The organism is Mesorhizobium sp. DxT, assembly GCF_058448885.1.
Genome location: NZ_JBZFLJ010000002.1, coordinates 1 through 23,131, shown reverse-complemented (window position 1 = coordinate 23,131; position 23,131 = coordinate 1). Strand labels below are relative to the sequence as shown.

Here is a 23,131-nt window from a genome sequence, read left to right as displayed (position 1 = left end):
TGCCTGTCTCCGTGGTTCTGTCAGTTGTCGGGGCGCACAGTCGGACGCCAGTCGTCCGCAGCGCGCTCGAATACGTTGGCGATGCGCCGCCGCAGCAGGAAGAGGTCGCTGCGGATCACGCTGCGGTGCGCCATCACCGGGGTGGCCGCTCCCATCTCCGTCAGCGTCGAGTCGAGTTGCACGGTCGGCGTTGCGAGCGGTATCTCCAGAAGCTTGGCCACCTCGTGACCGGCGAGATTGACGGTCATCGCCTGGTCGCCCACCAGATGGCTGAGACCGGTGTGGTCGCGCACGAGCTGCGCATAGAGGCGCGTGCGATCGAGCCCTTCGGGAATCATCTCGAAGTAGCGGCGTGGCATGATGAAATCGACGATCGAGTACGGCATCTCCTCGAAGAGATGCAGCTTGCGAGCGTTTACCAGCGGGCCTTCGGTCTCGGGAATGAAGCGCGCCGGGCCGTGGTTGCGGGTACATTCCGCGTGGCCGATGATCCTGATCGAGAACCGCGGATCGAGATTGAGCTGGTCGTGCCCGGGTGCCTGCGGGTTGGCGCTTCGAACGGGCGGCGCCTTCAGCACATAGGTGCCTCGTCCGCGCTGGCTCGACAGGTAGCCCTCATCCTGCAGAATACCGATAGCCTGTCGGATCGTCGCCCGCGCCACGCCGTAGGCGTCCTGCAGCGCGGGAAGCGGCGGGATCTGCGCGCCGACGGCCCACTCGCCCTGTCCGATCATGTCGCGGAACAGGCTGGCGAGCTTGATGTAAAGCGGGATGCCGTCGTCCTGGCTGAAAGCACTGCCTCTGGTCACCGCCTGCCCCTCCGTTTCAACGACCCGTGAAAACCGGCGGCCGGCGCTCGTGCGCTGCCTTGATGCCTTCACGGAAATCGTCAGTCTGGAAGTGAATGCGCTGTTCGGCAATCTCGCGCTCGATCGCCTGACGCACGAGAGCCCCACGATCCCCAAGCAATGTCTGCCGCATGGACTGCACGGCTAGCGGCGCGCCCGACGCGATCTCGCCGGCAAGCGCCATTGCCTCTTCTTCGAGCGCGGCCTGCGGAACCACCTTTTCGACAAGACCGATGCGGTTCGCTTCCTGGGCGGAGAGCCGGCGGCCGGTCTGCAGCATGAGCGATGCTGCCTGAAGGCCGACGACCCGCGGCAACGTCGCGCTGATGCCGAAGCCGGAATGAACGCCCAGCCGTGCGAAATTCGCGGAGAACCATGCCGTGTCGCTGGCGACCCGGAAATCCGCCACAAGCGCGACCCCGAGACCGCCGCCGATCGCCGGGCCCTGGACGGCGGCAACGACCGGCTTAGACACTTCGAAAAGCGCGATGGCGCTACGGTAGATGCGCATCGCGACGTCGGCATCGACACCGTTGCCGTCGCTGCCGAACTGCGCGCCGGCGCAGAAGGTCTTGCCTTCGGCCCGAAGCAGGATGGCCCGGCATTGCCGGTCTGCCTCGAGTTCGCGAAAGGCGGAAAGCAGCCCTTCGACCGACGCGCCGTCGAAATAGTTGTGCGGCGGACGGGAAAAGGTCACGACGCCGACATGACCGTCGCGGGCGACCGATACCTGGCTGTCCGGTGTGGTTGCCATTTCTATCCGGCCTTCCGGTCTGCTGGCTTGTCTTCATCCGAGAAGGTACGGACAACGCCGCGCGCCTGTAGCATTGCGATCTGCTCGTCCGAAAGCCCGACTTCGCGCAGCACCTCCAGGGTATGTTCCCCGATCTCAGGCGGGTGGCGGTCCGCGCCGACATCGACATCTCGAACAGAGAAGGGCGCACGGGTTCGGCGCAGGCGCCCTTGCGACGGGTGGTCGTATTCCTCGAAAAGCTTCACGGCCTTGAGGTGCGGGTCTTGCTCCAGATCCTCCATCTGCAGGACCGGTGCGCAAGGAATGTCGAGCCGGTCGAAGAGCTCGCGCCATTCGGCCGTGGCGCGGGTCGGCAGGATTTCGTTCGAAGCGATTTCGTACAGGCCTGCAATGTTGTTGGCCATCGCATGCTGGTCGGCCATCAACGGGCCGTCGAGCACGTCCTGCCTGCCGGTTTCCGCGAGGAAGCGTTGCCAGTGTTCGTATTTGTAGACACCGTGGACGATGTAGCCGTCCTGCGTCGGTGCCGGCTGGCGGTAGGGACTCATCACGCGCTTGTAGCCCAAGCCCGCCTCTGGCGGGACAAAGGTGTGGCCGTTGAGATGCTGGTTCAGCACCACGGTGACCGCGGCCTCGAACATAGGCGTCTCTATATAGCAGCCCTTGCCGGTGGCGCGCTGGCGGTGGAGCCCGGCCAGCATGGCCTGTCCGAGCATCAGCGCAACGACCTTGTCGGCAATCGCGATCGGCAGGAAGGTGGGCTTGCCGGAGCCGACGCCGTTGACCGCGGCAAGGCCGGAATAGGCCTGGATGATGTCGTCGAAGGCCGGAAAGTCGGCATAGGGTCCGTCTTGGCCGAAACCGATTGCAGCGCAGTAGACGACCTTCGGGTTGAGCGCCTTGACGGGCTCGTAGCCCAGGCCAAGCCGCTCGATAGCCTTGACCCGCATGTTGTGCACGACGATGTCTGCGTCTTTCAGAAGGGCATTGAGGGTCTCGCGCGCCTCGGGGTCCTTGAGGTCCAGCGAAATGCTGCGCTTGTTGCGGTTCACCGACATCCATTGCGCGGTCATGCCCCGCTTCCGGCCGAGGCCGAGATTCCGGTAATAATCGCCTTCAAGCGACTCGACCTTGACGACGTCGGCGCCGAAATCACCCAGGAACTGGGTGGCGTAGGGGGCCATGAGAATGTGGCCGATCTCGACAACCTTTACGCCGTCCAGAAACTTCATCATCGGGCGACGCTCCTCCGCTTTCCCAATCAAATGATCAATAGTATGTATGACCATATGTTTCGGGTCAACCGAAGCGAGGAGCAAACCTGGGGGCGTTGCAGTCTGCTGCGACAGCGGCCATCCGGCCGCTATGCCATCCCTTCCTGCATCCTGCCGTAGTCTGCGCCGACCGCCAGGAATGCGTCCGTCACGACGGATGTTTCCCCGGCCAGCGCAAAGGCTACTTCATTGTAGCGCGTGCTCATCTCGGCGACCGGCACGCGCTTGACGGCATCGTGCCGGCCCGTTCCGTGGCGCCATATGAAGCCGATGCCGATATTGTTGGCGACCGCCTCGTAGGCCGCATCGCGGGCATCGAGCATGAGAAGCGGCTTTGGCGTGAGGCCGGCCTGCGCGAACGCGCGATCGACCACGCGTTGGGTTGAAGAACCCCGAGCGCGGAAGATCAGCGGCTGGCGCATCAGCTCGGCGCAGGTCAATTGCTTGCGCGACGCGAGCGGGTGGCTGGCGTGAAGCATCGCGACGACCTCCTGGCTGACAAGGGCCTGTGCGCGAAACCGTCCGTCGCGCGGAATGTCCGGTAGCACGCCGACATCGACGCTGCGCGACAGCACCGCCTTGATGATGCGTTCATGTGAACCGGTCTCGACCGCGATGTCGACACCGGGATGGCGTTGCCGAAAGAGCGCGATAACGGCCATGCCGGGCATGGAATTGCCGAGGCCGATGGTGATGCGGCCGTCCTTCAGCGTGGCATGACGCGTCATGATGCGTTCGGCCTCGCGTTCGCTTTCCGCCATCCGTTCAGCAATGTCGCAAAGCTGCGTGCAGAGCGGCGTGGGATGCAGCGCGCCGCCGCGGCGCATGAAGAGCCTGACCGAATAGAGTGCTTCCGCTTCGCGGATATGCTGCGAAACCGTTGGCTGGGAGACGCCGAGCTGGCGTGCCGCAGCGGCATAGGAGCCGGTCTGCGCGACGGCGTTGATGGCGCGGATGCGCGAAAGTGTAAGCGACATCGCTGTCCTCAAGGTGAAACCTTCGATTTCGCAAGGTCTAGCCTTGGTTTGTTACGGGCGTGTCACATGCCGCCCACATGGTCCCGCTCGCATGAACAAGCGACGAGGACCGACGATGCGCCATGTGGAGACAGTCAGGAGTTTTGCCGAGATCGACGTCGCGGCACGATCGATCGTGCTGTGCGATCTCGACGGATGCCTGATCTCCGGCCGCCATGTGCACGAGGGCGCGCGCGCGTTCGTCGATGCCTGCGGCGACCGGCTGTGGATCGTCTCCAACAATTCTTCCGATACGGCCGGGACGCTTGCCGCCCGCCTCGATGAGCTTGGCATCAGCGTGGATGCGGACCGGATACTGCTGGCCGGCGAAGAGTCGGTTCGCAGGCTCGCCGACGATCCGCAGGCGGAGGCAGCACTTGTCTATGCCGACGCACCGCTACGGTCGCTCGCGACAAGTCTCGGCATTGCAAACAGCGGTGGCGTGCCGGAGGTCGTGCTTCTTGGCCGGGATTCGCGCTTCAGCCTGGAACTCGCCGAGGAGATCGCCTCGCATATCGTCGATGGGGCGGTGCTGTGGGCGACCAATCTCGACCTGACGCACCCGACCGCCCACGGCCGGCCGGTGCCGGAGACCGGCGCGCTTGTCGCCGCCATCGAAGCCTGTACCGGCCCGTTGCACATAAAGTCCGTCGGCAAACCGGCCGCGGATCTGATCGAGATCGCGCTCGAACGCAGCGGGGCCGATCGTGGCCGGGCTCTCTTCGTTGGCGACAACGACGCTACCGACGGTGTGGCCGCGCGCGCAGCCGGGATCGACTTCCTGCGCATCCTGCATCCCGCAATCGCGCCAAGGGCCAGCGTCGCCTCCCATCGCAACGACAGGGAGAGCGTGTCATGCTGAAATACCTGACGCGGGCGGGCCTCAAGATCGCCATCACCTTTCTGGCAATCGTCACGCTGGCGTTTGCGGCCACCAGGCTTTCCGGCGACCCGATCAATTATATCGCCGGGCAGGGGCTCACCCAGGCTGATCGCGATCTTCTCGTCACCTATTACGGGCTCGACCGCTCGATCCTCGAACAATACCTCGCCTTCATGGGCTCGTTCTTCGAAGGCGAGTTCGGATTGTCCTTCGTCGAGCGGCGGCCCGTCTCGGTGGTAATCGCCGAGCGCATATGGCCGTCACTGCAGCTTCTTCTGGCGAGCACGGCGCTGACGCTGGCGCTGGCGATACCGCTCGGCATCGTTGCCGCGGTCTGGCGCAAGTCGTGGGTGGGCAGCGCCGTCATGACGCTCGCCTTCCTGTTCTACGCCGTCCCGAACTTCGTGCTCGCGGTCTTCATGATCCTGGTCTTTTCCTACTGGCTGAACTGGCTGCCGGTTGTCGGAAACGGCACCTGGGCGCACTTCCTGATGCCGACGATCGCTATGTCGGGACTGCTCATCGCCGGGCTGACGCGGTTCACGCGCAACGCCATGCTCGACGTGCTCGGCCAGGATTTCATCCGCACCGCCCGTGCCAAGGGGCTTGCCGAGACGGAGGTCATCCTGCGGCACGGCCTGCGTAACGCCTCCATCACCATCCTGTCCGTGATCGGCCTGCAGGTGGCGAGCCTCGCGGCGGCGGGCTCGGTCGTCGTGGAATCGATCTTCGCGTGGCCGGGCATTGGTGAACTGCTGGTGCGCTCGGCGATTCAGCGCGACTACCCGGTGCTTCAGTTCGGCGTCATCGCCGTTTCCATCGCGGTCCTCATCATCAACGCAGTGGTCGACCTCGCCTACACCTGGGCCGATCCGCGCATCCGTCTCGGGGAGGCCTGAGCCATGGCCGACATTTCGTTGCGTTCCGGTCTCGACGACAAGCCCTCGCTGGCCGCAAGTGCGCTCTCGCTCTGGCAGTCCGCCGATGCCGTTCAGCGCGTAGCGATCGTCACCGCGTTCGCGCTGCTGGCGGCGGCGATCGCGGCCCCGCTGATCGCGCCGCACGGACCGCTTGACCAGAGCCTCCTGTCACGGCTGTCGCCGCCGATCGGTTTCGAGCGGTATCGGGACGGCTTCCTTCTCGGCACCGACGAGCTTGGACGGGACATCCTTTCGCGGACGCTCTACGGCCTGCGGCTGACGCTGTTGCTGGCGCTGCTGGGATCGATCATCGGTCTGCTGATCGGCGGGCTGCTCGGCCTTCTGTCCGGTCTTCGCGGGGGACTGTTCGAAAACATCGTCATGGGCGCCGTCGATGCGCAGATCGCCATCCCGTTCACGCTGATTGCGCTGCTCTTCCTCGCCATCTTCGGTTCCAGCCTGACCGTCATGGTGTGCGTGCTGGGTGTGTATGGCTGGGAACAATATGCCCGGATCGTGCGCGGCGAGGTGAAGAAGCTGAAGGCGATGCCGTTCGTCGAGGCCGCGCGGGCGGCCGGGGCATCGAACTTCCGGATCGCCACCCGGCATGTCCTGCCGAACGTGGTCTCGCCGCTAGTCGTCCAGTTCACGCTCTCCTTCTCCAACATCGTGCTTCTGGAATCCACGCTCTCGTTCCTCGGTCTCGGGGTGCAGCCGCCAACGGCGACCCTCGGCTCGATGGTCGGCTTCGGGCGCGACTACATGCCGACGGCGCCGTGGGTGGTGATCGTGCCGGCGCTCGCGATCCTGCTCGTCACCTTTGCCGTGCAGATCCTCGGCGACTGGCTGCGCGACCGCGCCGACGTGCGACTGAGGGCGCGCTGACCTGAAATTCATAAAGAGAGGCCGGGATCGCCGGTCCGCAAGACACCTGGCTCAACACCCTTACGGAGGCTTCAAAGCCATGAAACGACTTCTCCAGACCACGGCGCTCGCAATGCTCGTCGCCACGCCTGCACTCGCCCAGGAAATCACGGTTGGCGCCGCAAATGTCGCGCCCTATCTCGATCCGGGCCGCGACCACTCCAATGTCGGCTCGCAGTTCTACTACAACGCCTTCGACGTGCTGATCGACCGCGACTACAACAAGCGCGAAGTCGAGTGGCGCCCCGCGCTTGCCACCGAATGGACGCTCCTCGAGCCGACCGTCATGGAGCTCAAGCTGCGCGAGGACGTCCTCTTCCACAATGGCGACCCGATGACGGCCGACGATGTCGTCTTCTCGCTCAACCGCATGTATCAGGCGACGTTCCCACCCTATCAGGTCCGCGCCCGCGACCGTCTCGGCAACTTCGACCGCGCCGAAAAGGTCGACGATTACACGATCCGCATCCACGCCAAGCGCGAGGAGCCGCTGTGGGAGACGCTGATCAACCTGCAGCAGGGCATGATCATTCCGGCCGCCTATACGATGGCGCTGACGGGTGATCCGGATGTCGCCGAAGACAGCGATTTCGAGGCCTTCTCGCTCGCGCCGGTCGGCACCGGTCCTTACAAGATTGCCGAGTTCGTCCCCAACGAGCGCATCGTTTACGAGCGTTTCGGCGAGTTCTGGGGCGAGGCGGCCCCGCTCGAACGCGCAACCGTTCGCCGTATTCCCGAAACCGCCTCGCGGATCACCGCGCTGCGCACCGGCGAGATCGACCTGGCGACCAACATCGCGCCCGACCAGCTTTCGCTCATCGAAGCCGAGCCGACCATGAAGGCCGTTGGCTCCGCGACCGCGCTCTTCCACGTCATGATCATGAACCAGAACCATGAGGTCATGAAGGATGCCCGCATTCGCCAGGCGTTGAGCATGGCGATCGATCGCGACGCGCTCAACGAGGCGTTGTGGCTGGGTAAGGCCGTCGTGCCTGCCTCGCACACGATGGAAGAGTTCGGCGAACTCTACATGCCGGAACTGGAGACCTTCGAGTACAATCCCGAGCGGGCGAAGGAGCTGCTCGCCGAAGCCGGCTACAATGGCGAGGAAATCGTCTACGACAGCCAGTCAACCTACTATACGAACGGCCTCCTTGCCGCCCAGGCGATCATGGAGATGTGGGCCAATGTCGGCGTCAAAGGCCGGGTCAACGTGATCGAGGAATGGACCGGCGGCTCGCCGGCCATGATGGTGCGTTCCTGGTCGAACCCGATGTACTTCGCCGATCCGTTCGGATCGTTCGGCGTGATGTGGGCACCCAACGGTCCCTCGGAATCGGAAGGGCGTTTCAACACCGATGCCGAGTATGCCGAAATCTGGGAGCGGTTCCGCTTCTCGACCGACATCGAGGCGCGCAAGCAGGCCTATGCCGAGCTGATGGAGCGCATCAAGGTCGACGCGCCGTTCCTGCCGCTCTACCGCCCCTATGAGAGCTGGGCCATGCGCACGGACCTCGAATGGGCACCAAAGCCGGGGCACATTCCCTATGTGCTCGACTTCCGCGCCGGTTCGATCGAGTTCGCCAGCAACTGATCGTGAAACTCTCTTCCGGCGGGTGCCATGCGCCCGCCGGACCTCAATCACTTTTCCCAGGAGCTGAACCATGTCCGTGCGCATCGCGCTCGTCGCCGACATTCATCACGGCGCCCCATCGCTCACCAAGCGCGGCGACTGCGCGCTCGACCTGATGACCGACTTCGCCCGGTTTTCCAACGATGCCCGCCCGGAACTCGTCATCGATCTCGGCGACCGCATTTCTGACGTTGCGCGAGACCGCGATCTTGAACTCGAGGCGGAAGTCGCCGAAGCGTTCCGCGCGCTTGAGGCGCCCATCTGCCACATCAACGGCAACCACGACCGCGACCACCTCGCCGTCGAGGACAATGAACGCATCCTGGGACAGGCGCTCGGCCACCATACGATCGACATCGGTGGCTGGCGCATCGTTCTGTGGCGCGCGGACACGCTCATCCGCCGGGGTGGTAACCATGGCTCCTTCCATCTGCCGGAGGCCGATCTTCTGTGGCTGTCCCGCACGGTGCGCAATGCCGACCGTCCCATGCTGATCGCCAGCCACGTGCCCGTCTCTGGTCACTCGCAGGTCGGCAATTACTATTTCGAGAACAATCCGGCCGTCTCGACCTATCCGCAGGCCGACCGGGCGCGCGCCATGATCGCGCAGGCGCGCCATCCCGTCGTGTGCGTCTCGGGCCACGTACACTGGAACACGATCACACCGGTCGACGGCACAGTGCACCTCACGCAGCAGTCGCTGACCGAGAGCTTCACCACCGATGGCGAGCCTGCAGGCGCGATGGGTCTCATTGAGCTCGGCGATACCGTTACCTGGCGTGTCGAGGGGCGCGACCCGGTGAACTTCTCCTTCCGACCGGCCGCGACGCGGTGGACCCCACCGGTGCCGCCGTTCCATAAGATCGCCGAAGTGGCTGCGCGCATGGAGGGCGAGACGGCATGAGCGTGCTCCTGTCGGTCCGTGACCTTTCCATCGCTTTCGGCTCGCATATGGCCGTCGAGTGCCTCAGCGTCGAGGTCGAGGCGGGCGAGACTGTCGCCATCGTCGGGGAGTCGGGTTCCGGCAAGTCGGCCACGGCGCTGGCGATCATGCGGTTGATCGAACGTGAGGGAGGCCGCATCGCCGGCGGGAGCATATTGTTTGGCGCCGACGCACCGTCCGATCTGGCACGGGCCAGCGATGCGCAGATGCGGCGGGTGCGCGGCAACCGCATCGCCATGGTCTTCCAGGAGCCCATGACCTCGCTCAATCCGGTGATGCGGGTGGGGGGACAGGTTGCGGAGGCCATCATGCGCCATCGCGGCCTGTCGCGGGCACATGCGCTGGAAGAGGCAGAGCAGGCCTTCGAGCGCGTGCGCATACCGGAGCCGAAGCGGCGGCTTGGTCAGTTTCCGCACGAGCTTTCGGGCGGCCTGCGGCAGCGGGTGATGATCGCGATGGCGCTGGCCTGCCGACCGCAACTGCTGATCGCCGACGAGCCGACCACGGCGCTCGACGTGACCACGCAGGCCGAAATTCTCCAGCTCATCCGTTCGCTGCAGGCGGAAACCGGCATGGCCGTGCTCTTCATCACGCACGACATGGGCGTGGTGGGCGAGATCGCAGACCGGATCGTCGTGATGCGCAAGGGCGCATTGGTGGAGAAGGCTTCCGTCGAGCGTTTCTTCAGCAGGCCTTTCGCTGACTATTCCAAGGCATTGCTGGCGGCAACGCCGAGGCTCGGAGCGGGTGGTCCAGAAGCCCCCGCTGAAGGCGAAACCGTGCTGCGGGTCGAGAACCTGACCACCAGCTTCGGAGTTGGCGGGTTTGCGTCGAAGGCATCGCGCCGCACGATCGTCGACAGCGTTTCGCTGTCCATCGGCAGGGGCGAAACGCTGGGTCTGGTGGGTGAATCGGGATGCGGCAAGTCGACCCTGGCGCGCTCAATTCTCCGACTGGTGGAGCCGGATCGGGGAAGCGTCGAGATCGGAGGCCGCGACTGGACGGCACTTTCAGGCGACCGGCTCATGAAGGCGCGACGCGACGCGCAAATGGTGTTCCAGGACCCTTATGCGTCGCTCAATCCCCGCATGGCGGTGCGCGAGGCGGTTACCGAGCCGGCGCGTATCCACGGCCTCGTTTCTGCTCGTGACGTTCGCGACCTTGCCGTCAGCCTCGTCGAAAGGGTGGGGTTGGAAGCCGACTGCGTCGACCGCTTTCCGCACCAGTTTTCCGGAGGGCAGCGCCAGAGACTGGCGATCGCACGTGCCCTTTCGGTGCGGCCGAAACTGATCATCGCCGATGAAGCCGTGTCCGCGCTCGACGTTTCGATCGCGCGGCAGGTGACGGACCTGATGCTTGACCTGCAGCAGCGCGAAGGGCTCTCGTTCCTGTTCATAAGTCACGACATAGCCGTGGTCGAACGCGTCAGCCATCGCATTGCCGTGATGCACGCCGGGCGGATCGTCGAAACGGGCCGAACGGACGATGTTCTGCGCGCGCCGCGGGACCCCTATACGCGCCGACTGCTTTCCGCCGTCCCGCGTCTGCCTGCAATCGCCACGGAGGAACGGCTCTCAGGGCAATACGCTGCAAACGCATCTGCATGGCCCGAGGTGGAGCCGTTGAGCGCATAACGGCCTAGCCTGCAATTGATCATCGGGCTGAGCTAGTATGTGCGGGGCGCTGATACCGGATGGAGGCCGCACGATGACGAAACCGCGAATCTACACGATGAGTTTCGCCAGCGTATATCCGCACTATGTCGCCAAGGCCGAGAAGAAGGGGCGCACGAAAGCGGAAGTCGACGAGGTCATCCGCTGGCTGACCGGCTACACCCAGGAAGGGCTGGAATCCCAGCTCGAAAGGCAAACGGACTTCGAAGCCTTCTTCGCCGATGCGCCCCGGCCGAACCCGTCGCGAAGATCGATCAAGGGCGTCGTTTGCGGTGTACGCGTCGAGGATGTCGAAGAGCCTCTGATGCAGGAGATCCGCTACATGGACAAGCTGATCGACGAGCTGGCCAAGGGGAAATCGATGGAGAAGATTTTCCGCGAGTGATTGCCTAATGGGACCCGTAACTAGCGCTCGGCGACCGCGATCATGGTGCCCAGCCCTCGCGCGATCGTTTCATGCAGTTCGGACGGCAGGCAGGCGCAGAGTTCGCGCTCCACGGCTGCATGATCGGCCATGCTGGCATCGGCGGCGGCAATGCCCGCTTCGGTCAGTTCCACGATGACTCCGCGCCCGTCGCGCTTGTCCGCCATGCGCCGGATCAGGCCATCCTTCTCCATGCGACGCAGCAGGTTCGACAGGCCGCCGGAGGACAGGAGCAAAGTGGACAGCAGCTCGCCCGGTGACATGCGATAGGGATGGCCCGAAACCCGGATCGTCGCCAGCACCGCATAGGTGGGATATTTCAGCCCGTGCTGCGCCAACGCCCGGTCCACTGCCCGAAGAATGATATCGTGCAGGTGGAGAATCCGTCCGACCACGGCCTTGCCGCTGCAGTCGATGTCGGGCCGTTCCCGCTTCCAGCTTTCCATGCCGCGACCGACCCGGTCGAGCTCCCAGTATCGTATCTCGGCCGTGTTCAAATACCGTCCTCCTCGAGGCGCTTGGCTGTGGAGTTCCATGCTCTGCGGAATCGCTACCGCAGGCCAGCCAGCCTTGGCAAAAGATAATTTACCTTCAATATATCTTTCTTGAAAGATAATATCTGCGATGTTACGCTTCTCGAACGATGCGGAAAGGGAAGAGGCCTAAACCGCGTCACAATGGGAGCCATCACATGATCAAGAAATCCTTGCTTGCAGCCGCAACGGCCAGTCTCGCCCTTGCGTCCGCGCCCGGCGTTGCCGCAGCCGACGAACTCGTGCTCGGCTCGTTCGGCGGCTCGTTCGCCGACAACGTCACGGCCTGCTACATCGAGCCCTTCAAGGCCGCTACCGGGACGGACGTGATCCTCAAGCTCGGCAGCTCTTCACAGCACGCGGCAGCCGTGCGTGCCACCGCGGGACAGTCCGACATGGATGTCGTCTTCGCCGACGACGCCTTTGCGGTGCAGATGGCCAATGAAGGCCTTCTGGTGCAGCTCGACCGCTCGAAGCTGAGCAATGCGCCGGAAATCATCGACGGTGCCTGGGGCGCCGACGATGCCTATGTTGCCGCCATGCTCGGCGCGACCACCATCATCTACAACAAGGATACGGTGACCACGCCGCCGACCTCATGGAACGACCTGTTCGACCCCAAATACGAGGGGCGCGTTACCATCGGCGACATTTCCGGTACGACCGGCTGGCAGTTCCTTGCCGCGCTTAATCAGATGGAAGGCGGCACGCTGGACGACATCACGCCCGGCATCGAGAAGGTGAAGCCGCTGGCGAAATCTTCCGTGCTGCTGTACTCGCAGGCCGACCAGGTCGTCGCTCTGTTCGAGCGCGGCGAGATCGACATTGCCGTCTGGTATCCCGACCGCGCGGGTGTCGCAGCCAAGAACGGCCTGCCGCTCGCCGCGGCCTATCCGGCCGAGGGTGCCGTCGGCATCCGTCCGACCATCTCGATCCCCAAGGGGACCGGACAGGAAGAACTGGCACTCAAGTTCATCGACACCGTTCTGGACGCCGACAACCAGAAGTGCTTTTCGGAGGTCCAGTTCATCGGTTCGGTCAACAAGAACGTGACCCTGTCGGACGAGGTGTCGGCGATCGTTCCGACGGGCGAGGCGCTGGACAAGATGCTGTTCCTCGATCCCAACGACATGGCCAAGCGTTTGCCTGAGTGGACCCGTCGCTGGCAGCGCGAGGTTCTGCGCTAGGCGTACCGTCCGAACCAACTCCCAGCCGGCGGCATCGCGTCGCCGGCCGACGGGTCATCGCATCGCCTGATGGCGCCAGGCTTTTACGGTCGGCGTTCGTCCGGGCTATCTGTGAGGTCAAATGAGCAACGTTTCCCTGCGGCATCTGGCGAAGCGCTACGGCAAGGTTGCCGTGGTCAAGGACGTGTCGCTGGAAATCGCGGAAGGTGAGTTCGTCTCGCTGCTGGGGCCGTCCGGCTGCGGAAAGACGACCATCCTTCGCATGGTTGCCGGGCTCATCGAGCCAAGCGATGGCGCGATTACCGTCGGCGGTCGCGACATCACGCGCCTGCCTCCCAACAAGCGCAATGTAGGGCTGGTGTTCCAGTCCTATGCGCTTTTCCCGCACATGACCGTTTTCGAGAACGTGGCGTTCGGCCTGCGCCGAAAGGGCGAAGGCGGGGCCGCACTCGATGAAAGGGTGCGGGAAGCGCTCGCGCTCGTGCGTCTCGAAGGCTATGGCGATCGCTATCCCCGCCAGTTGTCCGGCGGCCAGCAGCAGCGTGTGGCCATGGCGCGCGCCATCGCGCCGCGACCGAGCGTGCTGCTTTTCGACGAACCGCTCTCCAATCTCGACGCCAAGCTGCGTGACGAGATGCAGATCGAGTTGAAGCGGCTCCAGCGCGACCTCAACATCACCACGCTATTCGTTACGCACGATCAGGCCGAGGCGCTGTCGCTGTCGGACCGTGTCTGCGTCATGAACGACGGGATCATCCAGCAGTTCGATACGCCGGAGGAAATCTACCACCGGCCGGCGACCGCCTTCGTGGCGAGCTTCATCGGGAAGCCGAACCGCCTTGCCGGCACGGTGAAGGACGGCGCAGTCGATCTCGGCGACGGGCTTGTGCTGCAATCGAGCAGCGCCGCCTCGCTTGACGACGGGACGCCGGTCGACGTCTTCATCCGACAGGAAGCGGTGACGCTTTCCGCTTCGCCGAACGGGGAGGGGGGGGACCTTCCCGGCACCATCGTCCTGCGCTCCTTCTCCGGCGCGCAGGTGCAGTACGTCGTCCGGCTCGGCAATCGCTTTGAAGTCGTGGTCGAAGTGGCTTCGTCCGGCGAGGGTGCCAATCTCGAGCAGGGCAGGGAAGTCTTTCTGACTATCCGGCCGCAGGACACGATCATTCTTCGCAGCGGGACCGGCGCATGAAATCGCTGCGAACCGGAGCGCTGCTGCTGTCACCGCTGCTGTTCGTGCTGCTGGCGGCCTTCGTCGTGCCGTTGCTGCTGCTGGTGCCGACCAGCTTTCAGGAATACCGGCCCGGCGAGGGCATCGCGACCGACGTTTGGACGCTGCAGAACTTCGTGCGCATCGGCGCCGACGAGTTCTATCGCGAGGTCGTCCTGCGCACGATCGGACTGGGGATCGCGGTCACGCTGTCCTGCCTCCTGCTTGGCTATCCCGTCGCCTACCTGATCGTGCGCGGCAATCCACGCTGGCGATTGCCGCTGACGCTGCTGGTGATCTTTCCGCTGATGCTCAATCTCGTCGTGCGTTCCTTCGGCTGGATCGTGCTGCTGACCAATCGCGGCGTCGTCAACAACCTGCTGATCGACATCGGGCTGATCGAACGTCCGCTGCGGCTGATGTTCAACATGACCGGGCTGATGATCGGCCTTACCCACATCTACCTGCCGTTCATGGTGCTGATGCTCGTCGCCGCTTTGCAGAACGTGCCGCGAGACGTCGAATCCGCGGCCGCGACGCTGGGATCCAGCCGGTTCCACATCTTCCGCGCGGTGACGTTGCCGCTGACGGCGCCGGGCATCATCTCGGGCTCGATCCTCGTCTTCGTGCTGACGATCAGCGCGCTGGTGACGCCGCGCATGCTGGGTGGGCCGACCTATCAGGTCATGGCGACGCTGATCTATGACGATTTCATGCTGCTGCTCGACTGGCCGAGCGGTTCGGCGCTCTCCTTCGCGCTGGCGATCGCCACCATATTCATCATCTGGATTTCCAGCCGGATGACCAAACGCTGGGCGGGGCTGGCATGAACGAGCAACGGCCCGGACTGACCATTTCCTCCGTGGCGCTGCTGGTCGTCCTGTTCCTGCAGATCCCGGTTATCGTCGTGATGCTGGCCTCGTTCAGCGAGACGTCCTATCTGACGATCCCGCCGCAGGGCTGGACGCTGAAATGGTTCGAGGCGGTGCTGACCGATCGCACCTATATCGACGCCATCAAGAACAGCCTGATCCTGGCGGTGGGCTCCACGACCATCTCGCTGGTCCTCGGGGTGGCTGCGTCCTACGCAATCTTCCGCAAGCTGGTGCCGGGCTCGGAAGCCCTGACGTCGCTGCTGATGGCGCCGCTCATCATCCCGTCGGTGGTGATCGGCGTCGCGCTTCTGCAATATTTCACGCTTGTCGGCATGCGCGGCAGCTTCTGGGTGCTGCTGATCGCGCATGTCGTCATCACCGTGCCTTATATCGTGCGGTCGGCGCTTGCGAGCCTGTCGGGCATCGACCTTGCGGTGGAAGAGGCAGCGCGCGTGCTGGGCGCCAACGGCTTCACGACGTTCCGGCTGGTGACGCTGCCGCTTATCAAACCCGGCCTGGTCGCCGGCGCGCTGTTCTCCTTCGTCACGTCGATGGAGAACGTCCCGGTGACGATCTTCCTGGCCGGTCCGCGCGATACCACCTTGCCCATCCTCATCTTCACCTCGGTGGAGATGGGCGTGAACCCGAGCGTGGCCGCAGTGTCCACGCTCCTCATCATCGCAACGGCGATCGTGCTGCTTGCCGCCGAGCGCTGGACCGGCTTCCACCGCTTCGTCTGACGGACACCTACATGCATCTTACCAGCAACGGATTTCCTCTCTTCCTGACCTTCGATCTCGATGCCGAGACGATGTGGACGGCGCGCGATCCCGACTACGCCAAGCGTCCGATACTGATGTCGCAGGGCGCTTATGGCTGGAAGGTCGGCACCGATCGCGTGCTCAATCTTCTGGCCCGCTACGGCCTCAAGACGACCTTCTTTATTCCCGGGATCATCATCGACCAGCGTCCCGAACTGGTTGAGCGGATCCTCGAGGCGGGGCACGAACTGGCGCATCACAGCTACACCCATTCATGGATTCTCAACCTCACGCACGAACAGGAGCGTGAGGAGATGGAGAAGGGGTTCGAGACGATCAAGCGCGTTTCGGGCCGCGCCCCGCGCGGCTGGCGGTCGCCCGCTGCCGAACTCAGCGACATCTCCATGCAGCTCATGCTGGACTACGGCTTCGATTATTCGTCCAACTTCTTCGACGACGACTCACCCTACATCCATTCGGTCGATGGCAAGCAGACGAAGCTCGTCGAGCTGCCTTTCCGGTGGGTGCTCGATGACGCGCCGTTCTTCCAGTATTCGATCGTTCTGCCGGGCCGCACGATGCAGGCGCCGTCGGCGGTTCTGGAAGCATGGAAGGCCGAGTTCGACGTGCTTTATGCCGAGAAGCGCATGATGATGGTCGGCATGCATCCCGAGATGATCGGCCAGCCGTCGCGCATCGGCGTTCTCGAGGGGCTCATCAAGCACGCGCTCGAGCATGGTGACGTCTGGATGGGGCGCTGCGACGAGATGGTCGAGGACATGCGGCCACGTCTCACCGGAGCGGCAGCATGACAGCCGACTTCACTGGACGCCGCATGCTCGTCACCGGTGGGGCCAAAGGCATCGGCAAGGCCACCGCCTTGCGCTTCCTTGCCGGCGGCGCGCGGGTCGCGTGTCTCGACATGGATGAGGCTGCGCTCGCGGAACTGGAGCCTGGATTTGTAGCGCTCAACGCCGACGTGACCGATACGGCTTCGGTCGAGATGGCAATAGCCGAGGTGGCGGCAACGCTGGGCGGGCTCGATGGCATCGTGAACTCGGCCGGTGTCGACCTCCAGTCCAGCCTCGAAGACATGACCGACGCGGCATGGGAGCGGCTGATCGCCGTGAACCTCACCGGGCCGATGAAAGTCTGCAGGGCCGCTTTGCCGTTTCTCAAAGCGGCGGGTGGCGGCACCATCGTCAACGTCTCCTCCGGCGCCGGGCTGCAACCGTTGAAGTTCCGCAGCGCCTATTCGGCCTCCAAGGCGGGATTGCAGATGTTTTCCAAGTCGCTGGCGATGGAGCTGGCCGAGGCCGGTATCCGCGTCAACGTCGTGTGTCCGGGTGCGGTCGAGACGCCGCTGTTCCGTTCATCGATCGCAGAAGGCGAGACGGGAGACGCGCAGCTCGATGCCGTGCGCGCCCGATATGCACTGGCCCGCATCGCCGATCCAGACGAAATCGCCGCTGGCATAGCCTTCCTGTCGAGTGCCGAAGCTTCCTACGTCACCGGTATAGCGCTCGCAGTCGACGGCGGCCGAACGTTTCACTGAGGAAAACCGATATGCAGACGCCTGCCCGCTTCACCGACAAGGTCGCCATCGTGACCGGCGGTGGCGGCGGCATTGGCGCAGGGATTGCCGAGCGGCTGCTTGCCGAAGGCGCGAAGGTCGCCGTGCTCGATCTCGATGCCGGTCCACTCAAGGCACAGCTTGCCGACGACATGGCCGCGCGGCTGTTTGCAATCGAGGGTGACTGCACCGATCTCGGGACGCTTGAAGCGTTTCACGCGCAGGTGACCGGCGAGCTCGGTCCGATAGACGTGCTCGTCAACAATGTCGGCCAGAGCGGGCGGGCGCGCAGCGCGCACTTTCACGAATCCAGCGAAGAGGTCTGGCGCTTCGTGCTCGAAATCTCGCTGTTCAGCGCCATGCGCATGTCGCGCCTCGTTGCGCCGGCCATGCGCGAACGCGGCGGGCGCATCGTCAACATGTCCAGCGACGCGGCCTTTGTCGGTGATGCGGGACTGGTCGATTACGCCTCTGCCAAGATGGGGCTGATCGGTTTCACCCGCTCGCTGGCGCGCGAGCTGGCGCCGTTCGGCGTCACGGTCAATGCGGTTGCGCCCGGCGCGATCCGCACCCGCGCGCATGACAGCATGCCGAAAGATGTCATCGACCGCATCAAGGCCAATACGCCCGCCGGCATCGTCGGCGAGCCGGAGGATGTTGCCGCCGCTGTTGCGTTTCTCGCCAGTGACGAAGCGCGGTTCATCACGGGTCAGAGCCTGCTGATCGATGGCGGACGCTGGATGATCTGATGGCGGGAGAGATTGTGCGTCCTTCGAGGCTCCCCTTCGACAAGCTCAGGGTCGCACCTCAGGATGAGGGAAGAGAGCGCCAACCTCCCTCATCCTGAGGTGGGAGCGCAGCGAGCCTCGAAGGACGCACCACACCCGAAACGATCGATTATCGGAGAACGCCTATGTCTCACCTCGCCGACCTCACCGCCACGCAGATGGCCTCCGCCGTGCGGGCAAAGGAGGTTTCGCCGGTGGAGCTGGTCGACGCCGTGCTCCAGCGCATCGACGACCGCAGCGATCTGAATGCGTTCATCACGGTGACGCATGAGGAAGCGCGGGCGCAGGCCCGGCTGGCGGAGGACAAGGTCATGACGGGTGGCGAGCTGCCGCCGCTGCACGGTGTGCCCTATTCGGTCAAGGACCTGCTCAACACCGCCGGCGTGCGCACGACGATGGGCTCGCGGCTGTTCGAGGACAACGTACCAACCACCGATGCCGTTTCCGTCGCGCGCTCGAAGGCTGCGGGCGCGATCCTCGTCGGCAAGACGACCACGCCGGAATTCGGCCATCTGCAGGCGGCGACCTCTCCGCTGTTCGGCCGCACGCTCAATCCGATCGACCCGAAAGTGACGCCCGGCGCGTCGAGTTCCGGGTCGGCCGTCGCAGTCGCCACGGGCATGGGGCCGCTGTCGCTTGGCACCGACGGCGGGGGATCAAGCCGCATTCCGGCGGCCTGCTGCGGCGTCGTCGGCTTCAAGCCGTCGCTTGGCACGATCCCCCACCTGCAATTGCCGGACCTGTTCGGTGCCAACTCCTATGTCGGGCCGATGGCGCGCACGGTTGCCGATGTTGCGTTGATGTTCAGCGCGATTTGCGGGCCGGATTTTCACGACACCTACGGGCAGGCGAACAAGCTGCTGCATAAGGGCGGCGCGTCGCTTTCTGGCCTGCGCGTCGGCTACATCGCGGAGGGTGGCGCGCGGGTCGATCGGAAGACCGCCGCGATTACGGCCGCCGCAGTCAAGAAGCTGGAGGACGCGGGCGCGCTCGTCGACGAAGCGGTCGTCGACTTCAAATCCTATGAGCCGGTGTTCCTGACCATCCTGCGCGTCGGCCTTGCGGCGCGCACCGGCCCAGTGCTCAAGGGGCGCGAAACTCTGGCGAGCCAAACCCTGATCGACACCATCGCGCTCGGCGACGGCTATTCCGCCGTCGAGCTTTCGAACGCCAATTCTGCACGCACGCGGCTGTTTCGCGAGCTTCAGGCGCTGTTCGAGCGCTTCGACATACTGGTGTCGCCGACGTTGACCGCGCCGCCCCTGCCGATCGACGTCGACCCGACAGGCGACATCGAGATCGACGGCGTCAATTGCGGGACGATACGCGGCGCGTGGTATCCATTCACATTTCCGCAAAACCTCTCCGGCCATCCGGCCATCACCATTCCCTGCGGCAAGACGGCTTCCGGCCTGCCGCTCGGGCTGCATATCTGTGCGCCCTGGTATCGCGACCTTGCCCTGTTGCAGGTGGCGACGGAGGCCGAAGCTCTGTTCACATAGGTTCGGCGAGGCTTCGCCGGCGGGTTTCAACGACACAGGAGGACAAGAATGTCGTTTAAAATCACCCTCAAATCGGCGCTCGTCGCGGGCGGGATGCTAGCGGCCGGCCTTGCCCACGCACAGGCACCCATTCCGGTTGTGGACCTGAAGACAGGCCCCAATAACGCCATCACGGACGTGCCGGGCATTCTCGTCGGGCACAGCACCCGCAAGGATGCGCAGACCGGCACCACGGCGCTGCTCTTTCCGGAAGGCGCACTGATGGGCATGTCGCCAAGCGGCGGTGCTCCGGGCACGCGCCTGGCCGCGCTTCTGACAGCTCAGCATCAGGACGCTCAACGTGTCGTCATGCACGGCCTCACGTTGAGCGGGGGCAGCATCTACGGCCTCGATACGGCCTGCGGGGTGGTGAAGTTCCTGGACGAAAAGGGATGGACCTATGGCGGGCGGGCGCATGTGCCGGGTGCGATCATCTTCGATCTCGGACGCAGCGATGTCGATGCCCCTCCCGGACGCGGCGACAAGCCATGCGAGGACGGCTACGTTGCCGCCAGCAACGCCAAGGACGGGCCTGTCGAGCAGGGCAGCGTCGGGGCGGGCACGGGCGCGCGCGCAGCCGGCATGAAAAGCGGCCTCGGCACTGCCAGCGCCGTGATGGCAGACGGCACCGTCGTCGGCGCACTGGTCGTCGTCAACCCGGCCGGGCGCGTCTACAACGTCAATGCCAATTGCGAACTCTACACGCTGTGGCTCGAGCTCGACGACGAGTTCGGTGACATCAAGGTGCCGCCGCAGGGCTGTTCGACGTCGCCGAAGGACATGGAACTGATCCGCCCCGGCGAGAACACGACGATCGGGGTGGTCGCCACGAGCGCGCCACTCACGGCTGGCCAGACCGAGCGGCTTGCCATCGTCGCCAATGACGGTATGGCCCGCGCCATTCGTCCCGCACACTCGACGAGCGACGGCGACACCGTGTTTGCCGTGACGCTGGGCGACGATCCGTCGACGGTCGCGCAGTCGAATTTCGTCGAGGCATCGCAGTTCCGCGACATTCTTTCAGTAGCGGCCGATGTCTATGCGCGTGCGATCACCCATGCGGTGCTCAATGCCGATCCGGAACTGGGCGAGACCTATTGCGTGCGTTTCCCCGGAGCCTGCAGCGGCGAATAGCTGCTTGAAGGCACGCTGTTGCCTCCGTGCGGACTATATCCGCGCGGAGGCAGTCTGGTGTTGGAAGTTTCATGTGGAAGAGCGCCGAAGCTCCTTCACGCGTGCTCGGCAATGACGGTCAGGAAAGCCGGACCGTAGCGATCGAGCTTGGCCTCGCCGACGCCCGGCACGTTCGCCATTTCGGCGCGGGACGAAGGCTTCGCAGCCGCGATTTCGATCAGGGTCTTGTCGTGGAAGATCACGTAGGGCGGTACGTTCTGCGCGCGGGCCATTTCCGTACGCTTCTGTCGCAGCGCCTCGAACAGGTCGCGATCGCCCTCGGATACGGCCGCCTGCGCCGTCATGCGCGATACCTTGCCGCGCCGGGCGCGCGGCGGCGCGGGCACACGCAGCATGAGGGCTGATTTTTCCCGCAGGAAGTCGCGGCCTGCCTGCGCAATCGACAGCCCACCATGGCCGGCGAGATCGACGTCAACCAGGCGCAGAGCGATCAACTGGCGCACGATCGCCCGCCAAGTGCGGTTATCGTGCTCCGTGCCGATGCCGAATGTGGAAATCCGGTCGTGTCCGAACTGAGCTATGCGATCGTTATCCACCCCAAGCAGAACGTCGACGATATAGGCCTGCCCGAAACGTTCGCCTGTGCGGTAGATGCAGGATAGCGCCTTCTGCGCGGCGACGGTGCCGTCGAAAAGCTTTGGTGGATCGGCGCAGGTGTCGCAATTGCCGCACGGCTCGCCCGTGTCGCCGAAATATGACAGAAGCGCCTGCCGTCGGCAGCCGGCAGTCTCCGCCAGCCCGAGCAGCGCATCCAGCTTCTGACGCTCCATGCGCTTTCGCGGATCGGGCGCGTCCGAGTCCTCGATGAACCGGCTGCGCAGCGCGATGTCCTCATAGCCATAAAGCATGAGAGCATCGGCCGGCAGGCCGTCGCGCCCGGCGCGGCCCGTCTCCTGGTAATAGGCCTCGATGCTGCCCGGCAGGTCGAGATGGGCGACGAAACGCACATCCGGCTTGTCGATGCCCATGCCGAAGGCAATGGTAGCGACCATGATCACCGCATCGCCATGCTGGAACCGCGTCTGGTTGGCCTCGCGCGCCGCCTTGTCCATGCCTGCGTGATATGAGAGGGCGTCGTAACCCTGATCGCGCAGCCAGATTGCGGTTTCATCGGTCTTGCGCTTCGACAGGCAGTAGACGATGCCGCTCTCGCCTTCGTGGCGTTTCAGGAAGTCCTTCAGTTGCGCGCGCGGACTGTCCTTCTCCTCGATTGCGTAGCGGATGTTGGGACGGTCGAAGCCCGCGATAAAGGCATCGGCTTCCGCGATGTCCAGATGAGAGAGGATTTCGGCGCGCGTCGGTTCGTCGGCGGTCGCCGTCAGCGCCATGCGTGGCGTGTCGGGGAACTGCCGGACAAGCGCGTCGAGCTGGCGGTAGGAGGGGCGGAAGTCGTGTCCCCACTGCGACAGGCAGTGCGCCTCGTCGATGGCGATCAGCGACAGGTGTACCTGTTCGAGCCGCCTCAGTACGTCAGTACGCAGCAGCGTTTCGGGTGCCACGTAAAGCAGGTCCAGGGCGCCATCTTGGATGTCGCGCCACAATGCGCTGCGTTCGTCGGCAGGCAGGTCCGAATTGAGTGCCGCGGCCCTCACGCCCGCCTGCCGCAAGGCCGCGACCTGATCGGCCATCAACGCCAGCAGCGGCGAAACGACGAGGCCCATGCCGGGTCGGACGATCGCGGGGATCTGGTAGCAGAGCGACTTTCCCCCGCCCGTCGGCATCAGCACGAAGGCGTTCCCGCCGTCTATGACATGCTCGACAATACGCGCCTGCAGTCCCCTGAAAGCATCGTAACCGTAAACAGTCTTGAGGATTTCGAGGGCGTCGGCGGGCATCGTCTTCAGGGATGGGAATCAATCAGCGCCCTTCATAGCAGCTTTGATCGGAAATGAATTCCTGGACGAAGAGTCATAACCGTTGGACACAAGGCATTCTGATTTTCGTTCCAAGCCGGCCATTTGCCCGACACGCATCCGATAGAAGTTGTCGCAGGCTCCCCGTCGAGGCTTGCCGGGTTCACTGCAGGGAAATCGCAGGGCACACCTGTATCCAAGTGATCCTACCCTCGACTGGCGTGCAGCCTGAATAGCCCCGAGTTTCGTGGACACCCTCGGGTTACATTTCCTGCTGCCGTTCGAACTCAACGGGTGACAGCATCCCGTTCCTGACGTGCTTGC

Annotated in this window: 22 protein-coding genes; 16 read left to right on the top strand and 6 right to left on the bottom strand. The window is 64.3% G+C overall.

What is annotated here, in order from left to right:
- Nucleotides 1-20: 20 nt before the first annotated feature.
- From ACVJNE_RS04145 to ACVJNE_RS04130, 4 genes are all read right to left on the bottom strand, one after another.
- Entirely contained in the window at nucleotides 21-809 is a 789-nt protein-coding gene (locus ACVJNE_RS04145; RefSeq protein ID WP_499563261.1) for a GntR family transcriptional regulator, read from the bottom strand.
- A gap of 16 nt (nucleotides 810-825) precedes the next feature.
- Nucleotides 826-1,602, bottom strand: coding sequence for an enoyl-CoA hydratase/isomerase family protein (locus tag ACVJNE_RS04140; RefSeq protein WP_499563260.1), 777 nt, complete (start codon nucleotides 1,600-1,602; stop codon nucleotides 826-828).
- A gap of 2 nt (nucleotides 1,603-1,604) precedes the next feature.
- Nucleotides 1,605-2,837, bottom strand: coding sequence for a CaiB/BaiF CoA transferase family protein (locus ACVJNE_RS04135; RefSeq protein WP_499563258.1), 1,233 nt, complete (start codon nucleotides 2,835-2,837; stop codon nucleotides 1,605-1,607).
- 128 nt (nucleotides 2,838-2,965) lie between these two features.
- The gene (locus tag ACVJNE_RS04130) at nucleotides 2,966-3,853 is read right to left on the bottom strand and encodes a LysR family transcriptional regulator (RefSeq protein WP_499563256.1); all 888 of its coding nucleotides are present in this window, start codon (nucleotides 3,851-3,853) and stop codon (nucleotides 2,966-2,968) included.
- A 91-nt stretch (nucleotides 3,854-3,944) separates the two neighbouring features.
- On the opposite strand from ACVJNE_RS04130, the gene ACVJNE_RS04125 reads away from it, so the two are divergent.
- The 7 genes from ACVJNE_RS04125 (at nucleotide 3,945) to ACVJNE_RS04095 (ending at nucleotide 11,253) form a co-directional block, all read left to right on the top strand.
- Nucleotides 3,945-4,754, top strand: a complete 810-nt coding sequence (locus ACVJNE_RS04125; RefSeq protein WP_499563254.1) for an HAD-IIA family hydrolase — start codon at nucleotides 3,945-3,947, stop codon at nucleotides 4,752-4,754.
- Nucleotides 4,748-5,674, top strand: a complete 927-nt coding sequence (locus ACVJNE_RS04120) for an ABC transporter permease (RefSeq protein WP_499563253.1) — start codon at nucleotides 4,748-4,750, stop codon at nucleotides 5,672-5,674. Before ACVJNE_RS04125 ends, ACVJNE_RS04120 begins: the two co-directional genes overlap by 7 nt.
- A gap of 3 nt (nucleotides 5,675-5,677) precedes the next feature.
- Nucleotides 5,678-6,580, top strand: a complete 903-nt coding sequence (locus ACVJNE_RS04115) for an ABC transporter permease (protein WP_499563251.1) — start codon at nucleotides 5,678-5,680, stop codon at nucleotides 6,578-6,580.
- A gap of 79 nt (nucleotides 6,581-6,659) precedes the next feature.
- The gene (locus tag ACVJNE_RS04110; RefSeq protein WP_444725980.1) at nucleotides 6,660-8,213 is read left to right on the top strand and encodes an ABC transporter substrate-binding protein; all 1,554 of its coding nucleotides are present in this window, start codon (nucleotides 6,660-6,662) and stop codon (nucleotides 8,211-8,213) included.
- A gap of 70 nt (nucleotides 8,214-8,283) precedes the next feature.
- A complete protein-coding gene (locus ACVJNE_RS04105; protein WP_499563249.1) occupies nucleotides 8,284-9,156 on the top strand; it encodes a metallophosphoesterase family protein in 873 nt (290 codons plus the stop codon).
- Complete coding sequence (locus tag ACVJNE_RS04100; protein ID WP_499563247.1) at nucleotides 9,153-10,829, top strand: ABC transporter ATP-binding protein; 1,677 nt, start codon at nucleotides 9,153-9,155, stop codon at nucleotides 10,827-10,829. Before ACVJNE_RS04105 ends, ACVJNE_RS04100 begins: the two co-directional genes overlap by 4 nt.
- A gap of 73 nt (nucleotides 10,830-10,902) precedes the next feature.
- Entirely contained in the window at nucleotides 10,903-11,253 is a 351-nt protein-coding gene (locus tag ACVJNE_RS04095; RefSeq protein ID WP_499563245.1) for a DUF2200 domain-containing protein, read from the top strand.
- Nucleotides 11,254-11,273: 20 nt separating this feature from the next.
- On the opposite strand, the gene ACVJNE_RS04090 is transcribed toward ACVJNE_RS04095, so the two are convergent.
- The gene (locus tag ACVJNE_RS04090) at nucleotides 11,274-11,789 is read right to left on the bottom strand and encodes a MarR family winged helix-turn-helix transcriptional regulator (RefSeq protein WP_499563243.1); all 516 of its coding nucleotides are present in this window, start codon (nucleotides 11,787-11,789) and stop codon (nucleotides 11,274-11,276) included.
- Nucleotides 11,790-11,983: 194 nt separating this feature from the next.
- On the opposite strand from ACVJNE_RS04090, the gene ACVJNE_RS04085 reads away from it, so the two are divergent.
- The 9 genes from ACVJNE_RS04085 to ACVJNE_RS04045 all read left to right on the top strand — a co-directional run bounded on the left by ACVJNE_RS04085 (nucleotide 11,984) and on the right by ACVJNE_RS04045 (nucleotide 20,894).
- Nucleotides 11,984-13,012 carry an ABC transporter substrate-binding protein gene (locus tag ACVJNE_RS04085; RefSeq protein WP_499563241.1) on the top strand — a complete coding sequence of 343 codons (1,029 nt, stop codon included), beginning with the start codon at nucleotides 11,984-11,986 and terminating at the stop codon, nucleotides 13,010-13,012.
- 121 nt (nucleotides 13,013-13,133) lie between these two features.
- Nucleotides 13,134-14,204, top strand: a complete 1,071-nt coding sequence (locus tag ACVJNE_RS04080; protein WP_499563239.1) for an ABC transporter ATP-binding protein — start codon at nucleotides 13,134-13,136, stop codon at nucleotides 14,202-14,204.
- Complete coding sequence (locus ACVJNE_RS04075; RefSeq protein ID WP_499563237.1) at nucleotides 14,201-15,052, top strand: ABC transporter permease; 852 nt, start codon at nucleotides 14,201-14,203, stop codon at nucleotides 15,050-15,052. Before ACVJNE_RS04080 ends, ACVJNE_RS04075 begins: the two co-directional genes overlap by 4 nt.
- Nucleotides 15,049-15,837, top strand: coding sequence for an ABC transporter permease (locus ACVJNE_RS04070; RefSeq protein ID WP_039710423.1), 789 nt, complete (start codon nucleotides 15,049-15,051; stop codon nucleotides 15,835-15,837). The genes ACVJNE_RS04075 and ACVJNE_RS04070 overlap by 4 nt, the downstream gene beginning before the upstream one ends.
- An 11-nt stretch (nucleotides 15,838-15,848) precedes the next feature.
- Nucleotides 15,849-16,670 carry a polysaccharide deacetylase family protein gene (locus ACVJNE_RS04065; RefSeq protein WP_499563235.1) on the top strand — a complete coding sequence of 274 codons (822 nt, stop codon included), beginning with the start codon at nucleotides 15,849-15,851 and terminating at the stop codon, nucleotides 16,668-16,670.
- Nucleotides 16,667-17,413 carry an SDR family NAD(P)-dependent oxidoreductase gene (locus tag ACVJNE_RS04060; protein ID WP_499563233.1) on the top strand — a complete coding sequence of 249 codons (747 nt, stop codon included), beginning with the start codon at nucleotides 16,667-16,669 and terminating at the stop codon, nucleotides 17,411-17,413. The genes ACVJNE_RS04065 and ACVJNE_RS04060 overlap by 4 nt, the downstream gene beginning before the upstream one ends.
- Nucleotides 17,414-17,424: 11 nt before the next feature.
- Nucleotides 17,425-18,180, top strand: coding sequence for an SDR family NAD(P)-dependent oxidoreductase (locus ACVJNE_RS04055; RefSeq protein ID WP_499563231.1), 756 nt, complete (start codon nucleotides 17,425-17,427; stop codon nucleotides 18,178-18,180).
- 164 nt (nucleotides 18,181-18,344) lie between these two features.
- Complete coding sequence (locus tag ACVJNE_RS04050; RefSeq protein ID WP_499563229.1) at nucleotides 18,345-19,721, top strand: amidase; 1,377 nt, start codon at nucleotides 18,345-18,347, stop codon at nucleotides 19,719-19,721.
- A gap of 48 nt (nucleotides 19,722-19,769) precedes the next feature.
- A complete protein-coding gene (locus ACVJNE_RS04045; RefSeq protein ID WP_368803918.1) occupies nucleotides 19,770-20,894 on the top strand; it encodes a P1 family peptidase in 1,125 nt (374 codons plus the stop codon).
- 95 nt (nucleotides 20,895-20,989) lie between these two features.
- On the opposite strand, the gene recQ is transcribed toward ACVJNE_RS04045, so the two are convergent.
- Nucleotides 20,990-22,789, bottom strand: coding sequence for a DNA helicase RecQ (recQ, locus tag ACVJNE_RS04040; protein WP_499563227.1), 1,800 nt, complete (start codon nucleotides 22,787-22,789; stop codon nucleotides 20,990-20,992).
- Nucleotides 22,790-23,131: the final 342 nt, after the last annotated feature.

What these genes read in the sequence shown, in the direction of transcription:
- ACVJNE_RS04140 (WP_499563260.1), bottom strand. Translation starts at nt 1,602, where the DNA reads ATGGCAACCACACCGGACAGCCAGGTATCGGTCGCCCGCGACGGTCAT.
- ACVJNE_RS04135 (WP_499563258.1), bottom strand. Translation starts at nt 2,837, where the DNA reads ATGATGAAGTTTCTGGACGGCGTAAAGGTTGTCGAGATCGGCCACATT.
- ACVJNE_RS04130 (WP_499563256.1), bottom strand. Translation starts at nt 3,853, where the DNA reads ATGTCGCTTACACTTTCGCGCATCCGCGCCATCAACGCCGTCGCGCAG.
- ACVJNE_RS04125 (WP_499563254.1), top strand. Translation starts at nt 3,945, where the DNA reads ATGAACAAGCGACGAGGACCGACGATGCGCCATGTGGAGACAGTCAGG.
- ACVJNE_RS04120 (WP_499563253.1), top strand. Translation starts at nt 4,748, where the DNA reads ATGCTGAAATACCTGACGCGGGCGGGCCTCAAGATCGCCATCACCTTT.
- ACVJNE_RS04115 (WP_499563251.1), top strand. Translation starts at nt 5,678, where the DNA reads ATGGCCGACATTTCGTTGCGTTCCGGTCTCGACGACAAGCCCTCGCTG.
- ACVJNE_RS04110 (WP_444725980.1), top strand. Translation starts at nt 6,660, where the DNA reads ATGAAACGACTTCTCCAGACCACGGCGCTCGCAATGCTCGTCGCCACG.
- ACVJNE_RS04105 (WP_499563249.1), top strand. Translation starts at nt 8,284, where the DNA reads ATGTCCGTGCGCATCGCGCTCGTCGCCGACATTCATCACGGCGCCCCA.
- ACVJNE_RS04100 (WP_499563247.1), top strand. Translation starts at nt 9,153, where the DNA reads ATGAGCGTGCTCCTGTCGGTCCGTGACCTTTCCATCGCTTTCGGCTCG.
- ACVJNE_RS04095 (WP_499563245.1), top strand. Translation starts at nt 10,903, where the DNA reads ATGACGAAACCGCGAATCTACACGATGAGTTTCGCCAGCGTATATCCG.
- ACVJNE_RS04085 (WP_499563241.1), top strand. Translation starts at nt 11,984, where the DNA reads ATGATCAAGAAATCCTTGCTTGCAGCCGCAACGGCCAGTCTCGCCCTT.
- ACVJNE_RS04080 (WP_499563239.1), top strand. Translation starts at nt 13,134, where the DNA reads ATGAGCAACGTTTCCCTGCGGCATCTGGCGAAGCGCTACGGCAAGGTT.
- ACVJNE_RS04075 (WP_499563237.1), top strand. Translation starts at nt 14,201, where the DNA reads ATGAAATCGCTGCGAACCGGAGCGCTGCTGCTGTCACCGCTGCTGTTC.
- ACVJNE_RS04070 (WP_039710423.1), top strand. Translation starts at nt 15,049, where the DNA reads ATGAACGAGCAACGGCCCGGACTGACCATTTCCTCCGTGGCGCTGCTG.
- ACVJNE_RS04065 (WP_499563235.1), top strand. Translation starts at nt 15,849, where the DNA reads ATGCATCTTACCAGCAACGGATTTCCTCTCTTCCTGACCTTCGATCTC.
- ACVJNE_RS04060 (WP_499563233.1), top strand. Translation starts at nt 16,667, where the DNA reads ATGACAGCCGACTTCACTGGACGCCGCATGCTCGTCACCGGTGGGGCC.
- ACVJNE_RS04055 (WP_499563231.1), top strand. Translation starts at nt 17,425, where the DNA reads ATGCAGACGCCTGCCCGCTTCACCGACAAGGTCGCCATCGTGACCGGC.
- ACVJNE_RS04050 (WP_499563229.1), top strand. Translation starts at nt 18,345, where the DNA reads ATGTCTCACCTCGCCGACCTCACCGCCACGCAGATGGCCTCCGCCGTG.
- ACVJNE_RS04045 (WP_368803918.1), top strand. Translation starts at nt 19,770, where the DNA reads ATGTCGTTTAAAATCACCCTCAAATCGGCGCTCGTCGCGGGCGGGATG.
- recQ (WP_499563227.1), bottom strand. Translation starts at nt 22,789, where the DNA reads ATGCCCGCCGACGCCCTCGAAATCCTCAAGACTGTTTACGGTTACGAT.